The sequence below is a fragment of the Paenibacillus sp. GCM10027628 genome, assembly GCF_042676385.1.
GTDB lineage: Bacteria > Bacillota > Bacilli > Paenibacillales > NBRC-103111 > Paenibacillus_E.
This window is the reverse complement of sequence record NZ_JBHTHA010000025.1, coordinates 25,815-46,726: the sequence shown is the minus strand read 5'-3', so window position 1 is coordinate 46,726 and position 20,912 is coordinate 25,815. Positions and strand designations below refer to the sequence as shown.

Annotated in this window: 21 protein-coding genes; 2 read left to right on the top strand and 19 right to left on the bottom strand. The window is 50.0% G+C overall.

Translation table 11 applies throughout. From position 1 onward, the window contains the following. Window positions 1–147: 147 nt before the first annotated feature. From ACFQZT_RS18550 to ACFQZT_RS18515, 8 genes are all read right to left on the bottom strand, one after another. On the bottom strand, window positions 148–765 hold the full coding sequence (locus tag ACFQZT_RS18550; protein ID WP_379302335.1) for a PadR family transcriptional regulator: 618 nt from the start codon (window positions 763–765) through the stop codon (window positions 148–150). A gap of 64 nt (window positions 766–829) precedes the next feature. Further along, complete coding sequence (locus ACFQZT_RS18545) at window positions 830–1,249, bottom strand: group I truncated hemoglobin (protein WP_379302334.1); 420 nt, start codon at window positions 1,247–1,249, stop codon at window positions 830–832. An 89-nt stretch (window positions 1,250–1,338) separates the two neighbouring features. After that, window positions 1,339–2,487 (bottom strand): response regulator, encoded by a 1,149-nt coding sequence (locus ACFQZT_RS18540; protein WP_379302333.1) that lies wholly within the window; start codon window positions 2,485–2,487, stop codon window positions 1,339–1,341. Further along, entirely contained in the window at window positions 2,487–4,295 is a 1,809-nt protein-coding gene (locus tag ACFQZT_RS18535) for a sensor histidine kinase (protein WP_379302332.1), read from the bottom strand. Before ACFQZT_RS18535 ends, ACFQZT_RS18540 begins: the two co-directional genes overlap by 1 nt. A 145-nt stretch (window positions 4,296–4,440) precedes the next feature. After that, window positions 4,441–4,581, bottom strand: a complete 141-nt coding sequence (locus tag ACFQZT_RS18530) for a hypothetical protein (protein ID WP_379302331.1) — start codon at window positions 4,579–4,581, stop codon at window positions 4,441–4,443. A gap of 11 nt (window positions 4,582–4,592) precedes the next feature. Beyond that, window positions 4,593–5,210, bottom strand: coding sequence for an ATP-binding cassette domain-containing protein (locus tag ACFQZT_RS18525; protein ID WP_379302330.1), 618 nt, complete (start codon window positions 5,208–5,210; stop codon window positions 4,593–4,595). Between the two features lie 188 nt (window positions 5,211–5,398). Next, a complete protein-coding gene (locus ACFQZT_RS18520; RefSeq protein ID WP_379302336.1) occupies window positions 5,399–6,172 on the bottom strand; it encodes a TrmH family RNA methyltransferase in 774 nt (257 codons plus the stop codon). A 20-nt stretch (window positions 6,173–6,192) separates the two neighbouring features. After that, window positions 6,193–6,852, bottom strand: a complete 660-nt coding sequence (locus ACFQZT_RS18515; protein ID WP_379302329.1) for a potassium channel family protein — start codon at window positions 6,850–6,852, stop codon at window positions 6,193–6,195. 169 nt (window positions 6,853–7,021) lie between these two features. Between ACFQZT_RS18515 and sspI the strand changes: the two genes are divergently transcribed. Further along, complete coding sequence (sspI, locus tag ACFQZT_RS18510) at window positions 7,022–7,225, top strand: small acid-soluble spore protein SspI (protein WP_379302328.1); 204 nt, start codon at window positions 7,022–7,024, stop codon at window positions 7,223–7,225. Between the two features lie 71 nt (window positions 7,226–7,296). On the opposite strand, the gene ACFQZT_RS18505 is transcribed toward sspI, so the two are convergent. The 5 genes from ACFQZT_RS18505 to ACFQZT_RS18485 are packed head-to-tail and all read right to left on the bottom strand — an operon-like array spanning window position 7,297 to window position 12,088. Next, entirely contained in the window at window positions 7,297–8,040 is a 744-nt protein-coding gene (locus tag ACFQZT_RS18505; RefSeq protein ID WP_379302327.1) for an MtnX-like HAD-IB family phosphatase, read from the bottom strand. A gap of 55 nt (window positions 8,041–8,095) precedes the next feature. Beyond that, window positions 8,096–9,190 (bottom strand): Gfo/Idh/MocA family protein, encoded by a 1,095-nt coding sequence (locus ACFQZT_RS18500; protein WP_379302326.1) that lies wholly within the window; start codon window positions 9,188–9,190, stop codon window positions 8,096–8,098. A gap of 16 nt (window positions 9,191–9,206) precedes the next feature. Next, on the bottom strand, window positions 9,207–9,836 hold the full coding sequence (locus tag ACFQZT_RS18495; protein WP_379302325.1) for a ThuA domain-containing protein: 630 nt from the start codon (window positions 9,834–9,836) through the stop codon (window positions 9,207–9,209). Window positions 9,837–9,874: 38 nt separating this feature from the next. Beyond that, on the bottom strand, window positions 9,875–11,035 hold the full coding sequence (locus ACFQZT_RS18490; RefSeq protein WP_379302324.1) for a Gfo/Idh/MocA family protein: 1,161 nt from the start codon (window positions 11,033–11,035) through the stop codon (window positions 9,875–9,877). 21 nt (window positions 11,036–11,056) lie between these two features. After that, window positions 11,057–12,088, bottom strand: a complete 1,032-nt coding sequence (locus ACFQZT_RS18485; protein ID WP_379302323.1) for a LacI family DNA-binding transcriptional regulator — start codon at window positions 12,086–12,088, stop codon at window positions 11,057–11,059. 254 nt (window positions 12,089–12,342) lie between these two features. On the opposite strand from ACFQZT_RS18485, the gene ACFQZT_RS18480 reads away from it, so the two are divergent. Further along, window positions 12,343–13,713: a putative bifunctional diguanylate cyclase/phosphodiesterase gene (locus ACFQZT_RS18480; protein WP_379302322.1), complete on the top strand. Its 1,371-nt coding sequence runs from the start codon at window positions 12,343–12,345 to the stop codon at window positions 13,711–13,713. Here ACFQZT_RS18480 and ACFQZT_RS18475 read toward each other — a convergent pair. The 6 genes from ACFQZT_RS18475 to zwf form a co-directional block, all read right to left on the bottom strand. Next, window positions 13,708–14,511, bottom strand: coding sequence for a YheC/YheD family protein (locus ACFQZT_RS18475; RefSeq protein WP_379302321.1), 804 nt, complete (start codon window positions 14,509–14,511; stop codon window positions 13,708–13,710). The two genes, ACFQZT_RS18480 and ACFQZT_RS18475, sit on opposite strands and share 6 nt — an antisense overlap. After that, entirely contained in the window at window positions 14,508–15,635 is a 1,128-nt protein-coding gene (locus ACFQZT_RS18470; RefSeq protein WP_379302320.1) for a glycosyltransferase family 4 protein, read from the bottom strand. The genes ACFQZT_RS18475 and ACFQZT_RS18470 overlap by 4 nt, the downstream gene beginning before the upstream one ends. A gap of 120 nt (window positions 15,636–15,755) precedes the next feature. Further along, window positions 15,756–16,166, bottom strand: a complete 411-nt coding sequence (locus ACFQZT_RS18465) for a hypothetical protein (protein WP_379302319.1) — start codon at window positions 16,164–16,166, stop codon at window positions 15,756–15,758. A gap of 127 nt (window positions 16,167–16,293) precedes the next feature. Beyond that, entirely contained in the window at window positions 16,294–17,877 is a 1,584-nt protein-coding gene (locus tag ACFQZT_RS18460; protein ID WP_379302318.1) for a peptide chain release factor 3, read from the bottom strand. A 39-nt stretch (window positions 17,878–17,916) separates the two neighbouring features. Next, window positions 17,917–18,981, bottom strand: coding sequence for a metallophosphoesterase family protein (locus ACFQZT_RS18455; protein ID WP_379302317.1), 1,065 nt, complete (start codon window positions 18,979–18,981; stop codon window positions 17,917–17,919). Between the two features lie 197 nt (window positions 18,982–19,178). After that, entirely contained in the window at window positions 19,179–20,720 is a 1,542-nt protein-coding gene (gene zwf / locus ACFQZT_RS18450; RefSeq protein WP_379302316.1) for a glucose-6-phosphate dehydrogenase, read from the bottom strand. Between the last annotated feature and the right edge of the window lie 192 nt (window positions 20,721–20,912).

The window sequence follows — 20,912 nt, the reverse complement described above, 5'->3', positions numbered from 1 at the left end:
TACAAACCCCCACAGCGGACTTTCACCGCCTAGTTAATCACCATGCGTGGCGCACACAAAAGACCCTTATGCATGATTCGCATAAGGGTCAGTACCTAAAAAAGTAGTTTTAAATTTTCGCCAAAATTACGTTGGGGGCCGGATCTATTATTCGTGAGAACTGAGCTTTTGCACGATCTCGCTCAGCCACTCCTCATCCCATACAAGCTCGCCGGACCGCATATCGCCGATAATGGAGCGTACCCACTCAAGTTCAGCCACAATTACCGCCCGCTTATACTCCGATTCGAGCATAAAAAGTCTGGGGATCGTGTCTTTGTAAGTTTGAAGCGACGAATCGATTCGCCCGAGTTCCTCCTCGAGGACGATCGTCCTCTTCTCAAGCTGCCGTTGAACGTCCTCGAACTGGAGCATACCGAGAAAAGAAATAGCCACAGGAAATTCCGGAAACTCCTGAGGTAGAACGGATAGCATATCCCGCAGCCATTCCCGGAGCACCGTCTGTCCTTCCTCTGTCGCTTCATACACAGTACGGTCAGGACGCCCCGCTTCCCGCAAGGTCTCCCGAACTGCGATAAGATCGTCCCGCAGCAGACGTTCGATGGTCTGATAAATATTCGTACGCTGGCGTACGTTAATCACTTCATCCTTTCCTCGTTCTTTGATGAGCTGTTGCATCCGGTACGGATGCATTGGTTCCTCTGCAAGAAGCGCAAGTATGGCAATTGCCAATGGAGATCGTTGAATTTTTTTGTCGGTTTTCATAGTAATAAATATACTATTTATAACAGAACTATGTCAACAATGGTGTTGGAACATTTCGTCACAGTCATTTATAGAGGATATCCTCTTTCAGTGTAGCAACATGATTGATGACTTGATTGATTTCGGCCTCATTAACATTAAAATGTGCAAGAGCATCATGAAGGTGCCTAGCAATCGCATCAAAATGATCGGGTTGTAAATTCATTCCTTCATGAGCCTTCGACATCGACAAACCAGTATATTGATTGGGACCCCCTAATGCAAAACTAATAAATTTACTCTGATGTTTCCTTTGTTTCTCCATATCCGTCTTCTCAAAAAAATGTTTTACAGTGTCGTCAGCTAAAACTAACTCATAAAAGTAATCCACAACTTTATCAATGGCTGAATCCCCACCAATTTTTTCGTACAGAGTTTCTGATTTCTCCACTTTTGCCCTTCCTTTTCTCTTATCAGTTATACATCCAATGGTTAACTTGCCCATTTCTCCTTCCTTGATTCCCAAAAAGGTAAAGATAGAAGAAAAACCGCGCAGCATCAAGCTTTCGCGGTTGTTTGGACTGACGCAAATATTTATTTTTTATCGGAGAATCGACTTAGCAGCTTATCATATAAATGTATCAGGTCCTCAGACGGACGAATGCCGAGCTCCCGGCTGAGAAGCCTAACATAATCGGTATACAGAGCCGTCAGTCCTTTTTTATCACCCGTCATCTCACGTATCGTCATAAGATGACGCATAACCGATTCGTCCAGCGGATTGCGCTCCTTCAGCTTGAGCAGCAGCTTCGACGCAGGGACCGTATTTCGCATAGAAATAAGCGCTTCGGCAAGCCGTTTTACGAACGAAGCGTACAACTCCGTATAGCGCTCCGTTTCGTGAATGGCCCATACATACGCCTTATCCCCGAACAGATCGCCAGTATACAAACGTTCGATTTGCTGCGCTCTTTCTACATTCCCGGCGTCAATTGACTTCAACTGCTCCGCCTGCTTTTCAAATTCCACGTAATCGATCACGGGATTCTTCAATTCAAGCGTGTAGCCATCGTTCTCCAAGCGTACGACCTCGCGCATGCCAAGCGGTTCCAAGGACTTGCGCAATTGATAGACGGTCGTGTTCAGGTAGTTCTCCGCACCCGTTTGCTGCATGCCTCCGAAAATATCCGTAACCAGCCTTGAACGGGGAATTCGTTTGCCGCGGTAAAGCAGCAAATAAGCGAACAGCTCCGCGCATTTCCGCGAGATCCACTTGACGCGGCCCGCATCGCTAGCCACGGTGACGTCCCCAAGCATCGTCAGGACAAGATTACCGGGCGCAGCGGCAACCTGAGCGGATAGCGATGAAGCGCGGACGATCCGCTGGTTCGCCAACGCACGATTTACCGAACGCTGCAGCCTCTCCTGGGAAACGGGCTTGACCAAGTAATCCAGCACGGACAGTTCGTAAGCCTCCAAAGCAAATTCCTTATGCGACGTAACGAAAACGATTTGCACCGGAGAACCGGAGGCTTCTATCTTGGCGGCGAACTCCATTCCGCTCTCGCCCGGCATAGAGAGATCTACGAAAGCCAGTCCAATGTCGGCGTTCTCTTTTAAAAAGGAGGCTGCGGACAACGCATCCGTAAAAGCGCCCGCGACATGAACCCCAGGCAGCTTGGCCAGCATTTTTTGCAGAATCAAATGCATCGTCGGCTCATCGTCCACTAAAATCACTTTCATCAACCCGCTTCCTCCTCCATTCCACCGCTGTCGAATTCGTCCCGCCCTCCGGCGGAGCCGGGCAAAGTGAATGAGAAGGTCGCTCCAATGCCCGGCTCACTCTCGAACCAAAGATTGCCCCCATGGATGCGTACGAATTCGCGGGTCAGCGCCAATCCGAACCTCGTATCCCCCGAATCATCCCCGGCAACCGTTGCCTTTAAAAACGGCTCCTCCTGACGCAGCACTTCCGATGTCTGATCATCGATTCCCACTCCGTTGTCGCGCACGGAAACAACGATCAGATCACCTTCCAGAACGGCCGCGATCTCAATTGCCCCGCCAATGCCTGTAAACTTAATCGCATTCGATAGCAAATTCCGCAAAATGAGGTCCAGCATCTCTTTATCTGCTCTGACAGTAAGCTTCTCGTCAATTCGCTCCGTCATCCGAATTTGTTTCATGTCAGCCTTTATGCCGGAAAGCATCAAAGCTTGCCGGACAACCTGCTGCAAATTCCAACCAACCGGGCGAAACATGACCTTCCCTTTTTGACTGCGGTACCAGTCCAGCAAATTTTCGACGAGGTTGAACGTGCTTTGCACTTGTCCTTTGAGTTCCCGCACCAATTCGGCATGCTCGAAGTCGGCGGCTGTCAGTTCATCGCCCAGGAGCTCGGTCAAGCTAACGAGCAGTGCGATCGGATCGCGAATGTCGTGCGCAACGACGGTGAACAGCTTGTCTTTAAACGCATTCAGCTCGGACAATTGCCGGGCGTTCTCGCGCAACCGGACCTCGCTCTCTTTCAACTCCGTAATATCGTTAAACATCAGCATCTTACCGATCAGGACCTTGCCCGAATCGTAGATGGACGACAAACTGCAGGTATAATACCGGTTCCTGTTCGCATCCAATCTGTGGAACGGGAAGCGTTCGTCCTCGTCACTTGCGGTACGAATGCGTTCAATAAGTTCCGGACTAGATGGCAAAACCTTCCCCATATAGACGGGGTAGTGTTTCGTCAAACCGAGTTCGGGAAGCACCTTTTCGGCTGCGTGGTTGTAACTGACAATTCGGTCCTCATAATCGATCAGGACGACCCCGTCCCGGATCGTTTCGAACACCTTGGCCATCGCAAGCGGCGTTAGACGAAGCAAATTAAACCGCAAAATCCCCCATACGTAGGCGACACCCGATACGGCGAATCCGAATGGAGTTAAATCAACGCTTATGCCGGTCCAAAAGAACAAATTGCAAACCATTGGCGCTACTGCCCCCATAAGGAGGGCGACGATTTGCTTCCGCACAATCGGCAAAGCCCGCCAATACATGGGAATAAACAGCAATATCCCGCACAGCAAAACGAAATAATTATAAATAGCATGGACCTTATACCAGGGTCCCTTGTCCGTTGTATACAAAGGAATCGTAGCTTCGTCATTCAGGTTATATCGCTCATAGACCAAATGATGCCAGTCGTTGGTCAAATGTAAGACAAAGACTGCGACGGGCACAGCAAACAGCACTATCGCGAGAAGCTTGCGATAGCGGGCTGCCGTCCCTGTAAATTGAATAACCTGAAAAAGCCAGAGCGTAGTGACAAATGGAATACCTAGATATTCGATTTGCAGCGATAGCTTCACCTCGATCAGGTTTCGGCTCAATACTTCAAACGCGTAGCCGAGCGCATAGAAAGCCGCTGCGAGCATGATCAGAACCATCGTTCTGGCAACTGGCAGATGGCGTTTGCGGTAAGACAAGAAAGAGACGTACACCATCAGCGCCGTTGCGAGAATAAGTGTTATCGCCATCCAATGTCTTGTGTCCACGGCCGCGTCTCCCTTATATCGAAATCTACTAAAATTAGGATATCATCTTCTCTATTTTGTGTCCACGGTCGCAGCTCTCCCCTAGATCAAAAAAAGAATATAGGCATCAATCCAGCGGTTGACTGACCAACATGTGATAAAGACCTTAAGCAGCCATTAACTGCTCATGAGTACCCGACTCTGCAATAACCCCTTGATCCAGCACGAGAATGCGGTCCGCATGCCGGATCGTGCTCAGTCGATGCGCGATGATAAGGGTCGTTCGATCTTTGAGTATCGTGCTCATATTCCGCTGTATCATCTTCTCGGATTCATTGTCGAGCGCGCTCGTCGCTTCATCGAATATGAGAACGCGCGGATTGCCGATATTAGCGCGCGCGCAATGGCGATACGCTGGCGCTGCCCTCCGGATAAGCTCGCCCCCCGCTCCCCAACCTGTGTATCGTAGCCATTTGGAAATGTCATAATGAATTCATGCGCTCCCGCAAGCATGGATGCGGCCATCACCTCGTCCATCGAAGCACCGGGTATTTGATAAGCAATATTATCATGAATCGTTCCGCTAAAAAGTCCTGCTTCCTGCTGTACGACAACGATTTGCTTACGGAGCGTAGCTGCCTGCACTTGTTTCAGGTCGTACCCATTGATGCGAACCGTCCCGCAGCTTGGCGCATATAGCTTAAGCAGCAAATTCGCCAGTGTTGATTTCCCTGACCCGCTTCGACCGACGATGGCAACCGTCTGACCTGCTGCCATCTCGAAGGAAATGTTCTGCAGCACATTCTTCCCGTCGGAATGATAACGAAACGATACACGATCGAATTCAATCACTCCCTGCAGCTTCGGCAGCGCTGTCAATCGGGTCGGATCGGATTCCTCCTCCTCCGTCTCGAATACATCGTCGAGCCGTTCCAAAGCAATTAGGCATATCTAACTTAATTGACTATAACTTAATATTCGTTCATCCTAATAAAAGAATAATGAAAGATTCTGTCTATAAATAGCAAAAAACCGCTTAGCATCAAGCCTTCGCGGGTTTTATTTAATGACGGATTTTTTGTATACCTACGTTTTTGTTGTGTTTGATTGAAGCTATTTATCTTCTAAACCAAACGCTGCCGCGAAGCCTCAAACAGCAGCACCGTCGCAGCCATCGCGACGTTAAGCGATTCCGCTTTGCCCTGCATCGGAATAATCACCTGCACATCCGACTGCGCGGCAACCTCGGGCGACACGCCCTTGGCTTCGTTGCCGAGGATTAGCCACGTCGGCTGCCGCAGGTCCGTGTCGTAACACGAGCGCTGCGCCTGCAGGCTCGTGGTGACAAGCCGCACGCCGCGCTCACGCGCACGCGGCAGCAGCTCCAGCAGATCCGCCTCCACGATCGGCAGATGGTACATCGATCCCATCGTCGAACGGATCGTCTTAGGATTGTACAAATCGACCGTGCCGCGGCCGATCACGACGGCGCTGGCGCCGACGGCGTCCGCGCTGCGGATGATCGTGCCGAGATTGCCGGGGTCCTGGACCCCGTCCAGCACGACGGCTAAATCATATGCGTCCGAGAGCAGCTCGTCCGCACCAAGACCTTGTTTCGCTACGATCGCAAAGACGCCTTGGGGCGTTTGCGTATCCGAGCATTTCTCCAGCACAGCTTGGCTGACGCCGACCCACTCCATGCGATCTCCCGACAATGGAACTAACCCGTCCGGCATCCCTTTTTCCAAGCTGAATACGATGGTCTCAACCGGAGCTCCTGCACGCAGCGCTTCCTCAATCAAATGATACCCTTCGATCATATACTTGCCCTGCTTGTCTCTGCCGCGGCGCTCCAGCAGCTGAGCCCACTCTTTGACTCTATTATTTTGTACCGACATAATTTCTGTATGCACGTTATCTACTCCGCGAATGTCACTTCAAAATTTTGAAGATCGGTATTTTTTCCGACAATAACTAAAATGTCGTCCGTACTAAGCGGTTCGTCCGCGCTAGGCGGGATAATCAACTTCTCATTCTGTTTGAGAGCGATCACATTACAATTATATTTGGCGCGAATGTCGAGCTGTTTTAAGTTTTTGCCGATCATTTGTCTGGACGCTTTGATTTCCACGATGCTGTAATCGGCGGAAAGTTCGATATGATCCAGAATGTTGGATGAAATCAAATGATGAGCCACACGCTGCCCCATATCCCTTTCGGGATAGACGACTTTATCGGCGCCGATTTTTTTCAGCACTTTGCCATGCAAATCATTAACGGCCTTGACCACAATCGTTCCAATACCCATTTCTTTGAGTATTAAAGTAGTCAAAATACTGGCCTGAATGTCTTCGCCAATCGCCACAACGACGACATCGAAATTACGAATGCCCAGCGCCCGAAGCGCTTCCTCATCGGTGGAATCCGCTTGAACCGCATGAGTGACAATCGATGAAATCTCTTGGACGGTTTCTTCCGATTGATCGATGGCGAGTACCTCAAAGTCGAACTGCGACAAGGTTTTAGCAACGCTGGAGCCAAAACGCCCCATGCCAATAATAGCGAATTGTTTTCTCATTCGTTCTATCCTCCGGTTCCTTCAAAGTCTTTCAATTATAGCATACTTACTGTAGCATCTCACTTTTCAGCCGTATCCTCCCCTGATAAGGTGGATAAGTGTGGCAGCATGAAGCATTGGCAAGTTGCGCATATTAAGAAAGATAACGAAATGGAAGCGAGGCACCCACATGAACATCAACCTGAGACAGGCCATCATCCAGCGCGTCCAAAATAAATCGAATGACGAGATCCAGGAGATCATTGAGGATTCCATCGGCGGGGAGGAAAGGGTACTCCCGGGTCTTGGCGTGCTGTTCGAAATTATTTGGCAGCATAGCGAAGCCAACATTCAAAACGAGCTCGTTGAAACACTCAAAGGCCATTTGGAATAATGGATTACACGTTATCTGAACAGCTAGGGGTTTGCGGTTACCGTACGCCCTTAGCTGACTAAAACATATCCCTAGAATTTACAAAAAGCGGGAACTCTCCCCGTCAACCGCCGGGCTGCCGAACCATTCACAAAAGCCTCCCAATCTGCAATAAGAACCTTCAGGATATCGTGAAACGTTTGGAACGGATAAAAAGCCGTGCCCTCCTCAGTTAAATACCGCGCCAAGCTCGATCTTGCAAAGATCCAATCCGCGAACCCCGAACCAAAGTAATCGCTGCTGCCATCGCCGATGTAGACGATTTTCCAACCTTCTTCTTTCAATTGCTTCACAACGCCCGCTTTACAGCACCCGCACCATTTGCAGGCCGGATTCTCATTTTGCACACCGAATTGAAACTGCCCATCTTCCGTATAAGTGATAGGATTGCCAATGATCCTATTTACTGCAACCTGTTGCTGGGCTAGGATCTGCTGTATGTAATATAGCATACCGTCACTCAAGACCGTGATGGGAACTTCCTGTTCTCGGCAAAATCCAATGAAATCCCGCGCCCCTTCTCGCAAGTGAACACGTGTCAAAATCTCATCTACCTCACGCTGTTTGCCCGCTAACATCGGATAGGCGGTTTCGATCCAAGGCAATGAACCGATCTTTTTCTCCCGAAACTGTTGAATCAGTTCCACGACTCGGGGCTCGACATCGATACCCAATTCGCGCATCAGCACATTGCCGACGTCCTGTTCCATTAAAGTCCCATCGAAATCTGTGACAATCGCAATTTTCTGCATCTCTCCATCCTTCCTTCCCGGCAAAATGAACATCCCCCTCTTAGGAAAGAGGAGGATGCTAATAATGACTTAGGTTTTATTATAACACGAAATGAACAGGCAGTGGCTCGGGTTTCTCGCAGCTGCTTTTCATCTTATAATGCGTTCCTGTGTCCGAGGCGTCATGGAATCCGTGCATGGCCTCGAGCACGTGATAGGCCAGTTCGCCATTCGCCCGATGAGCATCGTTTTGTCCTGTCAATAGCGCCTGCGCCATGGCGGCAACACCTAGCCCGCGGGAGTTATCCGCGTACCCATGAGTGAGCGGAATGGGCTCCCAGTCGGTTCCCGTTTTGCGGATATAAACGGGGCCGCCAAACGTATTCGGGTCGGGAACGCGCAGAGAGCCGTGACTTCCGTAAATTTCGATATTCGGCAGCTGTGTCCCGCCATTGATATCAAAGCTCGTCACTAGTGTGGCAATCGCTCCACTGTGAAAATCCAACACACCCGCGATATGCGTCGGCGTTTCAACGGCAATCCGTTGCCCGTACTTTTTCTCACTCGAAATCGTACGCTCAGGATAACTAATACCCGCAGAGCCTGTCACTCGGCGGATCGGACCTAGTAAGGCGACAAGAGCCGTTAAGTAATACGGCCCCATATCGAACATGGGTCCTCCGCCTTTTTGATAATAAAACTCCGGATCCGGATGCCAATGCTCGTGGCCGCGACTCATCATAAACGCGGTTGCCGCAACAGGCGTGCCGATCCAGCCATCATTGATCAACTTCAAACACGTTTGGATGCCTCCCCCAAGGAACGTATCGGGAGCGCTGCCAACAAGCAATCCTTTGCGGCGTGCAACGTCCAGAATGTGCAAGCCTTCCTCGCGGGTGACTGCAAGCGGTTTTTCCACATAGACGTGTTTCCCTGCCTCAAGCACCTGGATGCACACCTCGGCATGCGCCGCCGGAATCGTCAGATTAATGACGATATCGATCTCCGGATCGGCCAAAAGCTGATCTACCGTATACGCTTTGGCGATTCCAAATTCCGCAGCCCTAGCTTGAGCCCGGGTCAAGTCAAGATCCGCGCAAGCAACCAGCTCCAGATGCGCAAATGACGGGATATTCTTCATATAAATCGCGCTAATATTGCCGCAACCGATAATGCCGATTTTTTTCGTACTCATCACTGAACTCCCTTCTTTATCGTGCAGCCCACAGCATGCCGCGGCGCATCAATTCCAATGTTTGCGGCATCCGGACAATATTGGCTTGATGCCCCAACGAGTTGTAATATACCTTGCCGGTACCGTATGTTTTCGTCCAAACTACCGGCATTTCCACATCGCCAAAATCAGTCACTGCATGAACCTGAATCGCCGGATCGATGTGCATGTAGTACTTTTCAGAAACGACGACGAAATCTTCAATCCCTTGCGTTAGCGGCTGTTCGCGATCCTTGATGCGCACGGTGTAGGTGACGCCGTCATTGCCGGGATGAGCAACCCATTGGCCGCCTACCATATACTGATACTCAACTTCATTGCGGAAAGAATCGGCCATACCGCCATGACAGCCGGCAATCCCTGTCCCGCCTTCCTTCACCGCAGCCAGAAGCGGAGTCAATTGCTCATTCTCAATCTTGCCCATCGTCCAGACTGGAACGATCAAATCCACACCGGCCAGCCGTTCCGCATCCTTGAAGCTGTCCAGGGTATCCGAAACTTCTACCTGAAAACCTTCTTCGCGCAGCACACCTGCGAAGATGCCGGCAACTTCCTCAGGTTGATGGCCATCCCAACCGCCCCATACGATTAATGCTTGTTTGCTCATAATCGGCTTCTCCCCTCTCCTTTTGCACCTTCACTCTTTCATACTTCGCTAATACGCACCCAACGCCGCTGTGCGATCGATTGATCGACAGCTTCCAGCACCTCTTGACATTTGACACCGTCCACAAAATTCGGAACCGGCTGACGATCTTCCGACAATGCGTTCATTAGCTCAACGACTTCGTGAATGAACGTTTGCTCATAACCGATCGTATGCCCTGGCGGCCACCAAGCATCCATGTAGGCATGGGACGGATCCGTCGCCAACACGCGGCGGAAACCCTGCACATCTTCGGCATCGTCGGTGAAATAAACCTGGAGCTCGTTCATCCGTTCAAAATCAAACTTCACGCTGCCTTTGCTGCCGTTAATCTCAAAAGAATTTGTGCAGCGGTGCCCCGGCGCAAAACGAGTTGCCTCAAAGCTGCCGAGCGCACCGTTCGCAAAGCGCGCCATAAACAGCGTCGCATCGTCCACGGTGACCTCGCCGCGCGGCGCATCGGCGCTGCCTTTGGCGCTAAGGCCGGTCATCGAAGTCGGCAGCGGCCGCTCCTTCACGAATGTCTCGCTCATGCCGATGACTTCCGTCATGTCGCCGATCAGGAAGTGCGCGAGATCGATCAGATGCGCACCGAGGTCGCCGTGCGAGCCGGAGCCGGCGATCTCTTTTTGCAGGCGCCAGACGAGCGGGAAGGTTGGATCCACGATCCAATCCTGCAGGAACCAGGCGCGGAAATGATAGATCTGGCCGAGTCGCCCCTCGGCCACCAGCTTCTTCGCGAGCTGCACCGCTGGAGCGAACCTGTAGTTGAAGCCGACCATGTGCTTCACCCCGGCCGCCTCAGCCGCCTCCAGCATTTCCCTTGCATCCGCAAGCGTCAACGCCAGTGGCTTCTCGCAGAACAGATGCTTGCCGGCTTTCGCCGCGGCAAGCGCGATTTCCTTGTGCGCGTCGCTAGGCGCATTGATATCGACGACGTCGATATCCGGATGCGAGACCAGCTCACGCCAGTCGGTAACGTGCCCTTCCCAGCCGAACTGTTCGGCCGCTGTGGCGACACCGCTTTCATCTCTGCCGCAGATGAGCTTCATCTTTGGCACCGCTGTCCGCGGGAAAAACATATGTAAATCCCGATAAGCATGACTGTGCGCCTTGCCCATAAATTTATAACCGACCATGCCGATATTGTAAGAATTCATGATGAATGCCTCCTTATCAACTTATCCATTTTCCATTCTTTTCGACGATTGACGAACTACCAATCCTGTCGGCAGCTTGATGTGAAAAGGTTCACCGTTTGCTTCGCCGAGGACCTGGGCCAGTACCCTGCGCGCGGCTTCTTTGCCCATCTCATAGAAGGGCACGGTCACGCTGCTCAGCGGCGGATCGCTCAGCTTCGCCGCATCCGAATCGTCGCAGCCGACGACGGCATAATCGAGGCCGGCGACCCATCCGCGTTCGCGCAGCCCCTGCATGAGACCGATCGCCATCCGGTCGTTGGCGGCGAATACCGCCTCCACCTCATCGCGTCGCTCCCACAGCTTCGCTGCCGCCTCATAACCGCTTTTGCGGCTGTAGTTTCCTTCCAGTAGCAGCTGCGACGGCACGTCCAGGCCCGCATCCCGCATCGCAGCGGTGTAGCCGAACAACCGATCCCGGCTGTTCGAATAATGCGGCGAGCCGTTGAGGAACGCGACTTTGCGATAGCCCGCATCCTGCAGGTGACGAACAGCCGCATAACTGCCATTTTCATGATCCGCATCAACCTCACTGAGCATCAAACCTTCAAAGTGCTGATTCACGAGGCAGAAGGGCAGTTGCTGAGCTTGCAGCTCCTGCAGAGAATGACGCTGCTCCGGAGTATCCCGGGAGCCAAGAATGACGCAGGCATCCACCTTTTGCGAACGATAAAGTCGAGTATAGTCCTGACTTTCATCCGGCGTAAGCAGCGTCAGCAGCATATCGTAGCCCTGCTCCCTCACTTGTTCGCCAATGCCGCTCAATATTTCCGAAAAATAATACGTCGAAAAGAGATGCACCTTCGGCATATAAGGCAGAACCACACCCAGATTTCCGCTGCGTCTGCGGGCGAAGCTTTGCGCAATGGCATTGGGATGATAATCCAGCTGCTTGGCCGCTTGCAGCACACGCTCCTTGGTTGCCGGTTTCATAGGACCGAGCCCATTGAACACCCGGGATACGGTCGCTTCGGAAACACCGGCCAGTTCAGCGACCTCTTTTCTTGTTACCATGTCAAAAGCCTCCAAATGAATCTATCAGTCAAAAATGTACACGCGTACATTTTCTCATTTCATTCTGCTTTCTGTCAATATAAAATGAGAAAATAGGAAGTCCACCTATATTCGCCAAACTCAGCGGGCCAGAATTTCGTAAAAACCTATCAATATATGTAAAAAGAACCTTTTTATAATCTTGTACACCAATTGCTCTCCGTTTTATGATGAATAACATATGCCTAATTATGATGTAGGAAGAGTGATCGCATTTGAAACCAGTCTGGCACCTTTTTCGCTCCGCTGCATCAAAAGCCTTAGGAGCTTTACGGAACAGGAATACAATCATTCGAATTAGGCATCGTCATGAACTACAAGCGTTAATTAACGCTTCGATGCGTCGTTTACATCTGACTAAACCGTCCTCCCACAGCACTCTTCTCTTTCTTGATATCGATCGATTTCGCCAAGTGAATTTCTCGCTCGGCTACGCTTCGGGTGATCTTCTTATGAAAGAAGCCGCAGCCAGATTAACCTCCTGCAAGCATTGCGAACTCATTGTACAATCGGGAGACGATGAATTCCTTCTTCTTTTACATGCAGGCTCACAAGACGAGCTTGCGGATAGTATCGATCGCGTACAGCGCGTATTTATGATGCCTTTTTATATGCACGATCAGGCGTATTACATCAATGCCAGCATCGGATTTAGCACGATTGATTTGCAACCTGACACCACTCTCCAAGCGCTGAATCAAGCTGATCTGGCACTGTGTGCCGCCAAGCATACGGGTAAAAACAAATCGCTTGCCTTTGATTCCTCTTTCGAACAGCGTTACTCGGGGCATATGCAGATGGAAACCGAACTGCGCCAAGCCATATTTGCCGATCAATTGATGCTATATTATCAACCGCGTCTTGAGCTTTCCAGCGGCAACATCATTTGTCTGGAGGCGCTTGTCAGGTGGAATCACCCGGTCCATGGGATTATCCCTCCGAACGATTTCATTCCAATGGCCGAAGAAAGCGGACTTATTGTTCCGCTCGGCGAATGGGTACTGCGCCAAGCTTGTCTGCAAAAGATGAAATGGCTCCAAGCCGGCATCGTCGATTATCAAGTGGCCGTCAACATCTCGCCCCGCCAATTTCAAGAAGAAGCTTTTGCCGATAAGGTCATTCAAATCATTGAACGAACGGGGATCGATCCTTCCTTTCTGGAGTTCGAAATTACAGAGAGTTCCATTATGCACGACATGGATAAGACGGTTTCCATCTTGGAAAAATTATGCGATAAAGGGATCTCCATCTCGATCGATGATTTCGGTATCGGCTACTCGTCTTTGAGCTATCTTAAGCATTTTCCCATCAACTGCCTGAAAATTGACCGTTCCTTCGTCAAAAACATACATAGCGATCAAAATGATTTGGCCATTACGCATGCCATCATTCAACTCGGCCATACTCTTAATCTGCAAGTTGTTGCGGAAGGCGTCGAGGAAATGAGTCAGCTGGAAATTTTGAAAGGTACGACTTGTACCACGATTCAAGGCTATCTGTTAAGTCCTCCCGTCTCCGTACAAGAATTGGAAGAGGGAAGCGGTTTGTTTCAACTGCGGCAAAACAAACCGGTTATGGGGTCATAACCGGTCATACGATCTCTCATATCTCCGCATTTTTGCGAAAATCCGTTTATCCTTCAGTCTCTGGAATATATAAGGATCTGGACACGTGTTCACTTCAAGAATCCATGGATGCAGCTCTTTATCCAGAGCAACATCGATGCCAATCTCCTTAACGCCTTTGTATCGAGAGTGGATCGCTTTGGCTACTTGTACGCCAAGTACGTTAAGCTTCTTTGCATAGTTCTTCCTCTCCTTAGCGGGAACATACTTTGCAATCAGTACTTCCAGAGGTTTCAAAGTGCCTCCGCTATGGAAATTGGTCACAATTTTACTTGGATGCGCGACCCTGCCAATAATGCCGGTCGTCTCCCAATTATGCTTCGGCGTTTGCTGCACCATCACTCGCAAATCAAAACGGTTTCCTTTGTATTTTAATAAATGTATCCCTTTTTGCGCCAAGTAGTGGCGGTCATTTGTTAACTTCCGAATCGACGCGTACATCCCATCAAAGGTGCCAAATCGCCTCAATCGAACTCCGGACTGATAGGAATAAGGGTGCGTCTCAGCGTCCTTAGCCCACTCGACCCTGATTACCCCTCTGCCAAACATACCTATATTCGGTTTAACATAAACCATTTTGTATTCCTGCAACATCTGCTGGAGTGTCTCTCGGGTCATTCGCTTTGTAACAGGCACATATTGTCGCAGCGATTGAAAGCTCTCTACGGCCTTTGTTTTCCTCCACTTGCTATGGACATATCTGGCTCTGCTGATGTTGAACTTTCTCTTCATGTTCTTGATCTTCAGAATGTTTTTCATTTACTAGCCCCCAGCTTCAGATTGTAGAAGTCGGCCAACGATCGCGCTGTGGCCTGCCAGCTGAACTGTTTCACTGCATCTTTTCGGGCCTGTTTAGCTAGAGCGCTTGCCCAAGCATTACGTCTGGCTACCGCTACGATGCTTTCGGCGAAGGGCCGAGGGCTCCGATACGCCTTGATCAAAATGCCGTTACGCCCAGTCCGGATCACTTCTTTAATGCCGCCATTGGCTGAAGCAATGACTGGAAGCCCGGAAGCCATGGCTTCCACATTGACTAAACCGAATGCCTCATGTCCCTGCGATGGACATACAAAACAATCCGCAAGCCCATATACTTTATGGATGCGCCGATGTGCAATATTGCCTAGAAACCTTGTAGTCACCCCCAACCTGGCGGCACGCTTGCGCAGACTGGACGTGAATCCTTTGCGTCCGCCTCCTGCGATAAGCAATTTTATGTCTGGGACTTTTTTCCTGGCCAAATAAACGGCTTTGATCAACAGCGGAATCCCTTTTCGCTGGATCAAGCGTCCGGCGTACAGGACATAAAAACCCCGGCTTAAGCGATATTTCTTTCTCCAGCGCGCTTTCGTTGCGGCGGAAACCGGTCGAAAACGGGAAATATCTGTGCCGAGGTGGATGGTGTGAATCTTGCGCCGCTTCTTTGGAAACAGGGCCGAAAGCTCCCGCGTAAGCGAGCTGCTGTTGGCTATAATCCAATCCACATTCGTCAAACACCGGGAGGTCGCCCCCTGGGAAGCGTAAGGCGGTTTCACAAACGTTAATGAATGCAAGAACAAGGAGACAGGTGTATGGGGAAAATGTTTCTTCATCGCAGCGGCATACTGCGGTCTGTTATCCACTTGAATCCAATCAAACGACTTTTTTTTGACAGCGCTAAGCACAGCTTTTAAGTATGTGCTTTTCTTTCCGGTTGGGACTCTTATGATCGTCAATGGCCCTTGTCGGGTAAGATGCCGATAAGCGGAGTGACGCCTGCTGATTACTGTCACCTGATGACGCTTAGCCAACTGACGCGCTATGGAATAAATGCATATTTCGACTGAACCGCCAAGTACGGGCGGAACCGGAATTTGTTCCGGCGCGACGATTAAGATGTGCACGCAGAGAAGTCACTCCCTTACGAACCATAAATATGAATCCGTACCTATTGTATGAAGCAACCTGCCCGTTGGCGACTAACAAGTCCCCCGTTAGACAAAGAAAAACCGACAGGGTCTTCGCTAGGTCTTCCCTGATGGTCCTTTTGTGTTTAAATCCATACATTTGCGACTAAGGAGGAAATTAGGTTGGCATCTGCCCGCTTCTACTTTGTAACGATGGAAAACATCATTGTGGGGCTCGATCCCATTTTCTCTTACGTCTGTAATGATGAAAAACATCGCTATTGGTTCGCTCTGGTTCACAATACTCCCCTTTTCTATTCTGTAACGATGGAAAACATCATTATGGAGCTCGATTCCATTTTCTCTTACGTCTGTAATGATGAAAAACATCGCTATTGCTCCGCTCTGGTTCACAATACTCCCCTTTTCTATTCTGTAACGATGGAAAACATCGCTATTGGGCTCGATTCCATTTTCTCTTACATCGGTAACATTGAATACCATCGTTAACGCATCGATCAGCGTCACTTAGGGCCGAACTCGAATAGAAAGGTGAGCATTTTTCGGAAACCGAAAATTTATACTTTCGAAAAAAGAAGAGGCCGTTCCCAGATTCACTCATCTGGAAACAGCCTCTTTTGGCGGATTCATTTACTTAGGGTGCGCTCGTTAAAAACTGGGCCGTCGGATTTTTCTCAATGGCTGAACGCAACGCGTATTCGCTCTCGAACAAGCCGACATAGTTGCCTTTCTTGTCTTTCACAAGCTGCGAGTTGATACGGAACTTGCCCGGATCGATCTTTTCGTCGATAATCCAACGCGCAAACTGGTAATTCTGTCGCTGCAATAAGATATCTACCCCATATTCAGACTTCATTCGATGCTCCAGCACCTCAAATTGCAGCTGTCCTACGACGCCGAGAATCATATCTTCGAAGCCAATCGTGGTGAATACTTGAATCATGCCTTCTTCAGTCAATTGATCGATGCCTTTGAGGAATTGCTTTTGCTTCAAGGCATTCTTGATCGATACTTTACTGAAAAGCTCCGGCGAGAATGTGGGCAGCTCATCGAAAAGGACTTCTTCCCCTTGGCTTAGCGAATCGCCGATCCGGAATATGCCCGGATCAAAAAGCCCGATAATGTCTCCGGGGAACGCCTCTTCCACGATATCGCGGTCCTGCGCAAGGAACTGCTGCGGCTGAGCCAATTTAATTTCCTTACCCACGCGGTTATGCTTAACGGACATGCCGCGCTCGAATTTACCGGAGACAATACGCAGGAATGCAATACGGTCGCGGTGAGCCGGGTTCATGTTCGCTTGAATTTTAAACACATAGCCTGAGAATTTTTCCTTCGTTGGTTCGATCAGTCCTGCCGAGCTGTTGCGCGGCTCCGGTTTCGGCGCCAATTGAAGGAAGTTTTCAAGAAACGTTTGCACGCCGAAATTATTAACGGCACTGCCGAAGAATACCGGGGTCAGTTCGCCCTTCAGCACTTTTTCCATATCAAAAGGATCTCCGGCTACATCCAGCAGCTCGATATCCTGGCTTAATTGCTTATGCAGAAATTCACCCGCAATTTCTTTCACGAGCGGGTCATCGACGCCGCTTACTTTGCGCACTTCGATTTGCTTGTGATCGTCGCCTTGGAAGAGCTCCAACTGCGTCTTCTCCCGATCATACACGCCGCAGAACTGTTTGCCCGAACCGATCGGCCAGTTCATCGGATACGAACGAATCCCGAGCACCTCTTCAAGCTCCTCGAGCAGTTCGAACGGATCGCGGCCCTCGCGGTCCAATTTATTAATAAAGGTGAAAATTGGAATACCGCGCATCCGGCACACTTGGAACAGTTTCTTCGTCTGCGCCTCGACCCCTTTGGCCACGTCGATCAGCATCACCGCGCTATCCGCTGCAGTCAGCGTGCGATACGTGTCCTCACTGAAGTCTTGGTGACCGGGCGTATCCAGAATATTGACGCGATGTCCTTCATAATCGAACTGCATCACCGAGGACGTTACCGAGATTCCGCGCTGCTTCTCGATCTCCATCCAGTCGGAAGTGGCATGCTTGCTGGCCTTGCGTCCTTTGACCGTACCCGCTAAACGGATCGCGCCCCCGAACAGAAGCAGTTTCTCGGTTAATGTCGTTTTCCCCGCATCCGGGTGGGAAATAATCGCGAACGTGCGCCGCTTGGCGACTTCCGTCTCTAATTGCTTGCTTAATTGCGTTGTCATCCTTTATTTAGTCCCTTCTTCTTGCAAGTTGATTTCATTCTATGTTTTTTGCAGGTCAATGCTCCAATTCGCTTCCGCGATAAAAGAGCGGTTGCTAAACTCTCTCCCTCGGATTACAACCTTATTCGCGTACACCTGCACATACAGTCCTTGTGCTTTACTCTTGGCTTCCTGCTGATAGGCACGATTCAACGGCCTTCCTACTGAGGAGTTATGAAAATAATGGAACGTTTCTTTCACATAATGGGGAGTCCCGTTCTGGAAATCCTGATGGCGGTGCCCGCAAAATACGAATACATTCTTATAAGGCTTGAGCGTCTCCCGGAACTTAATAGCCCGAATTAATTGATGGGAGCCTCCATCCGTTCCACTAGCCGGCAGCGGCTGATGGGTCATTACGAACAATGGCCTCCCCGGCTTATAGAGCGCTTTGAGCCGTTCTTTAAACCAGGCCATCTGTTCATCGGAGTACCAAGCCCCTTCTCCAACCTCCGGCTTTTCCTGCACATAGGCCTCTTGAGACAGCAAAAGAATCGAGTGCCCCTTCGTGCTATATTCGTTATAGGGCTTCTCATAGCCAAAAAACTTCTTAAATTGTTCCCTGGACATCGCGTCCGTCTTCCCATTCGGAACGGCACCCTGATCCCAGTTATTCGCTTTGTTGATCCAGATCGAGTAATAGTCGTGATTGCCCATATTCGCATGAATAGGCGGAAGTTTATATTCGCTTACAATGGTATGCAGCTCCTTATAATCGCGTTCCGTACCCGTATCGGTCAAATCGCCGGTCATCATAATAGCGTCGACCGGGGCGTCAAAATGCTTAATGTCATCAAGTGCTTGCCTCAGCTTTTTCACGGTTTGCGGGTCGCCGCTGCTGACATGAAGATCGCTCAATATAAAATACGACATGAGCGGCTCCGTTGACAACGTTTCAGCAGTTGACTCAGCTACTGCAAGAGCCGGCTCCGGCTTGATCGAGGATACAGCTGCCTCTTCTTCGGACATAAATTTTTTCTTGACCAGCTGGCTAAAAAACGCGCTGAATCCGACTAATGCTGCTCCAATCAACATCAGCCATCTAATAAAAGCTCTTCGCGACATGCTGCACCTCAAAATAGTTGTTATGACGATGACTCGGTAACCTCTATTATAACAGATACCCCGAGCCCCCGGAAACTGGTTCCCCAAAAGAGAAGAAAGCATCCGATCCGAAGCTTATTCCCATTACTTTTGGGGGAGCCCCCGGAAAGCATAATAAAACCAACGGGCAAGGATGCCCGTTGGCCTCTTTTGTATACTTATTTGGTCAGTACCGAAGCCTTCGGAGACTCCGTTTCCCAATCCACTTCGCCTTCGTTTTGACCGTTGATCGGCCACCATTTGAAGCCGTCTTGCGTCAACATCTGAGTCGCTTCCTCCGGTCCCCATGATCCCGCCGGATACGGCTTCAGATCCGCAGAGCTTTCAGCCCAAGCGGCTGCAATGCGGTCAACATAGGACCACGCCAACGCCACTTCGTCCCAACGGGTGAAATAGGTGGAGTCGCCGCGCGTTGCATCATGCAGCAAACGCTCATAAGCTTCCGGCGTATTGATGCCGATTTGGCAGCTTTGGCAGAAATCCATGGCCACCGGAACGATTACGCCTTCCGAGCCCGGTTGTTTGGCATTCATTTTCAAATAGATGCCTTCCATCGGATTGACGCGGAACACGAGCAGGTTCGGCTGCAGATCGTGTTTTTTCGCCAAATACACATTGTTAGGAATATTTTTGAACTCAACGACAACTTCCGTCGTTTTGACAGGCAATCTTTTTCCCGTTCGAATATAGAAAGGAACTCCGGCCCAACGGAAATTATCGACGTGGACGCGGGCTGCAAAATATGTCTCCGTCATCGATTGCGGGTTCACGGAGTCTTCTTCGCGATAAGCCGGAAGCTCTTTGCCCTTCGCCGTGCCATTCGTGTATTGGCCGCGAACGACATTGGCCCGCACATCATCGCTGTTCTCGAACAGACGGAGGGACCGGAGCACCTTCACCTTCTCATCGCGAATATCTTCCGGATGCAGGCGGCTAGGCGGTTCCATCGCCATCATCATGAGCATTTGCAGCATATGGTTTTGACCCATATCGCGCAGCGCGCCGGAATGGTCATAATAGCCGCCGCGTTCTTCAACGCCGACCGTCTCGCTAAGTGTAATTTGAATATTAGCTATGTATTTATTGTTCCAAAGCGGCTCGAAAAAAGCGTTAGCGAACCGCACGAATTCGATGTTCTGCACCATTTCTTTGCCCAGGTAGTGGTCGATGCGGTAAATATCTTTTTCCTCAAATACTTGGCGCAGTTGACTGTTTAAACGCTCCGCCGATGGCAGGTCATAACCAAAAGGCTTCTCGATGACAAGACGGTGATAGCCTTGCGTCTCCAGCAAGCCGCCTTCACGCAAGTTGTAAGATACATTGCCGAACAATTCCGGTGCAAGCGCGAGATAAAATAACCGGTTGCCGCCCGTTTGGAACTGTTCGTCCAGTCTGGCTGTCAGCGCGTTCAGCTCATGGAAGCCAGCCACGTTATTAATATCCAGTGACATATATTCAAAATGCTGCGCGAAATTCGCAAATTCCGCTTCATCCGTAATTTTGTACCGTGCAAAATCGCCGATGGACTGCTTGACGTCATCGCGAAACTGCTGATTCGTCCGCGGTCTGCGGGCCAACCCCACCACAGCAAAGTTTTCGCCCAATTTTCCTTCCCGGTATAAACTATAAAAAGCCGGAAATAACTTTCTTTTTGCCAGATCCCCTGTTGCTCCGAAAATATAAAACACAGCTCCACTCATCTATGCATCATTCTTTCTCTATTGGAATTGGTAATATGCTTAGCATACCTAAAATGGGCTTGGTATTCAACTTTTCCAGGCAATTTATCTGATAACTTTTTCTTATGCAAAATTAGACTTCCGTCTATACCGAAACGCACGGAGCGGAATAGGCTAACAGTAGTCTACAAACGCGGAGGTGCAAGGAAAAGC